The sequence below is a fragment of the Kamptonema sp. PCC 6506 genome, from assembly GCF_000180455.1.
GTDB lineage: Bacteria > Cyanobacteriota > Cyanobacteriia > Cyanobacteriales > Microcoleaceae > Kamptonema > Kamptonema formosum.
The window spans coordinates 1-2,304 of the sequence record NZ_CACA01000147.1; the positions used below are offsets into that span (position 1 = coordinate 1).

At 41.6% G+C, this 2,304-nt stretch carries 3 protein-coding genes and 2 pseudogenes; 3 read left to right on the forward strand and 2 right to left on the reverse strand.

Going from position 1 to position 2,304, the window contains the following annotated elements:
- Both OSCI_RS08790 and OSCI_RS08795 read left to right on the forward strand, forming a co-directional pair.
- Positions 1–304 (forward strand): annotated as a pseudogene (locus tag OSCI_RS08790) (adenylate/guanylate cyclase domain-containing response regulator); the annotation flags it as partial.
- A gap of 76 nt (positions 305–380) precedes the next feature.
- Positions 381–941: a Uma2 family endonuclease gene (locus OSCI_RS08795; RefSeq protein ID WP_007354571.1), complete on the forward strand. Its 561-nt coding sequence runs from the start codon at positions 381–383 to the stop codon at positions 939–941.
- Between the two features lie 96 nt (positions 942–1,037).
- Here the strand turns inward: OSCI_RS08795 and OSCI_RS08800 are convergent, their stop codons facing one another.
- Together OSCI_RS08800 and OSCI_RS32385 are read right to left on the reverse strand one after the other, a co-directional pair.
- Positions 1,038–1,268: a DUF6887 family protein gene (locus OSCI_RS08800; RefSeq protein WP_007354572.1), complete on the reverse strand. Its 231-nt coding sequence runs from the start codon at positions 1,266–1,268 to the stop codon at positions 1,038–1,040.
- Entirely contained in the window at positions 1,265–1,456 is a 192-nt protein-coding gene (locus OSCI_RS32385) for a DUF6888 family protein (protein WP_407635898.1), read from the reverse strand. Before OSCI_RS32385 ends, OSCI_RS08800 begins: the two co-directional genes overlap by 4 nt.
- Positions 1,457–1,556: 100 nt before the next feature.
- Here OSCI_RS32385 and OSCI_RS08805 point away from each other — a divergent pair.
- Positions 1,557–2,304, forward strand: a pseudogene (locus OSCI_RS08805) (tetratricopeptide repeat protein); the annotation flags it as partial.

Consider the following 2,304-nt stretch of genomic DNA (forward strand, 5'->3'; position numbering starts at 1 on the left):
AGTTACCAATTACCAATTACCAATTACCAATTACCACTATCGATGGATTGATAAAACAATGCCTCGCGGGAAACAACAGGTTATTCATATTTACGAAGTCTGGACAAACATAGATGTCACAGCTCACGGGAAGCTGCTTACTCAGCCACTATTTGAGAAAGCAATTCAAGCATGGCGAATAGGTAAATTAGTAGCAGCTTTGGGATATTTTCAACAAGTTGTTGCACAAAATCCGGGAGATACTGTTGCTACTCTCTATATCGAACGCTGTCAGGAGCAACTGAGTTTGAATCAAAGGGGGTAATAGCTTCCTGATTTTTACTTCTGATTATTGCTGTATTTCTACTATAATTAAAACAGAACTGAGCGGAGTTAAAGCTATGTCTACTACAGAAAAAGTCCGTTGGACAAGCGCCGATCTAGAATTTTTACCTGATAATGGCAACCGTTATGAGATCGTCGAAGGAGAATTAGTCGTGACAAGAGTACCCCACTGGAAACATCAAAGAGCTAGTAATAATGTTTGTGTAGAATTAACAAATTGGTCAAGACAAACGGGTTTAGGTGAGGCTGTCCAGGCCCCAGGTATTATCTTCACGGATGGTGATAATGTTATCCCTGATGTGGTTTGGGTAAGTAATGAACGTTTACCAGAAATATTAGATGAATCTGGACATTTGCGAGGGGCACCGGAGTTGGTAGTAGAGGTGATGTCTCCGGGTGAGGAAAATGAAAAGCGCGAGCGGCAATCTAAGTTAAAATTATATTCAGTTCAAGGTGTGCGGGAATATTGGATTTTTGATAGAATCCAGCAGAAAGTTGAGGTTTATCGGCGGGAAAATGGGGTTTTGAAGTTAGCGATGACTTTGTTTAAAGAAGATAATTTAACCAGTCCTTTGTTACCAGGTTTTAGCGTGTCGGTGGCGGTATTGTTTGCGTAGAGATGTGGAAGCATCAAATTTTGTAGGCTAAAGCATTCGGGTAGATAATAATTTATCGGTTGTAGCCTTCATACTTGCTGACCGAATGCTTCGCCCCTAATCAGCAGTTTTCTTTCGGGTTTTCTCATCGACTATCCGCTTGAATAATTCAAATTGTTCTTGTTCTTCTTCTTTGTTCTTTGGCGGGTGAAATATAATCGCTTCTGAGTCGTGTTTACGGCGACTAACTAGCACGCGCAAAGCTTCAAGATCGTCATCGCCGCCGCGATGTGCAAGTGCATAAGCTTTCAGTTCAGCATTAGTCATTGCTTCAAAGTTCGGTTTCATAGAAAATACCAAAGTCCACTAGGGGGTACAATTATTTGCAATTCATCGCCTGCGAAAATATAGACATCTCCTGTTTGGTAATCGAAACGGAATAGTTGAATATCTTTAAAGCCGTTGGATAACCACTGACAGAGGCGGAGACAGATTTGGGCTTGTTCGTTAGTTGGGTTAATGGTTGTTTCCTCAATTTTGACATAAAGATTAAAATACTACAAAAGCGGTATCCTTCAATTGTGGCATAAATTATGATAAGATGGACTCGGTGCTATTCCCTACCCCCTCACCATCATGGATGAAACTCGCGCCCAAGCTTACCTCAATCTGATTCAACAACTCCTCAGTTGCCCCAACGGTGAGGAACCGCAGATTTTACAGGATAACTCGCAATTACTCGATGCTGAATTTCTGCAAGTGTGCGAGGTAATAGCAGATAACTTGGCAGCAGAAGGCCAGGAAAATGCAGCGGATTTTTTACGCAATCTGGCGAGTCAACTAGGGCAATTCTTGGGGATGAATGATGAGGAAGATAGCGATAATTCTGAAGTGGAAAATCCGCGAGAGTATTTAGAGTTTATCGCAGAATTATTGCAAGCAGAACAAGATAGCAATAGCGACGTTAAAGTAATTTACCCCATTCTCCGACAACGGCAACATCTCCTGAATGCCCGTTTTGCCCAGACTTTACAGCAAGTGGCAGAGAATTTCATTGCTGATGAAGATTCAGAAACAATTGCGTCAATTGTCGCCATCATTGAAAATTTGAGTATTCATATTTATCAATTTCCCCTGGGGAATAGAGCGAATAATATTGACATAGCTATAGCAGGTTATCAAATCGTTTTAAGTCATCGCCAACCAGGAAGCGAAAAATGGGCGCAGACTCAAAATAATCTGGCAGTTGCCTACAGAAACAAAATCACGGGCAACCGAGCCGAGAATATAGATACTGCGATCGCTTGTTACAAAAAGGCATTAGCAGTTTACACCCGTGAGGATTTTCCCGAAGATTGGGCAACGACTCAAAATAATCTGGCGG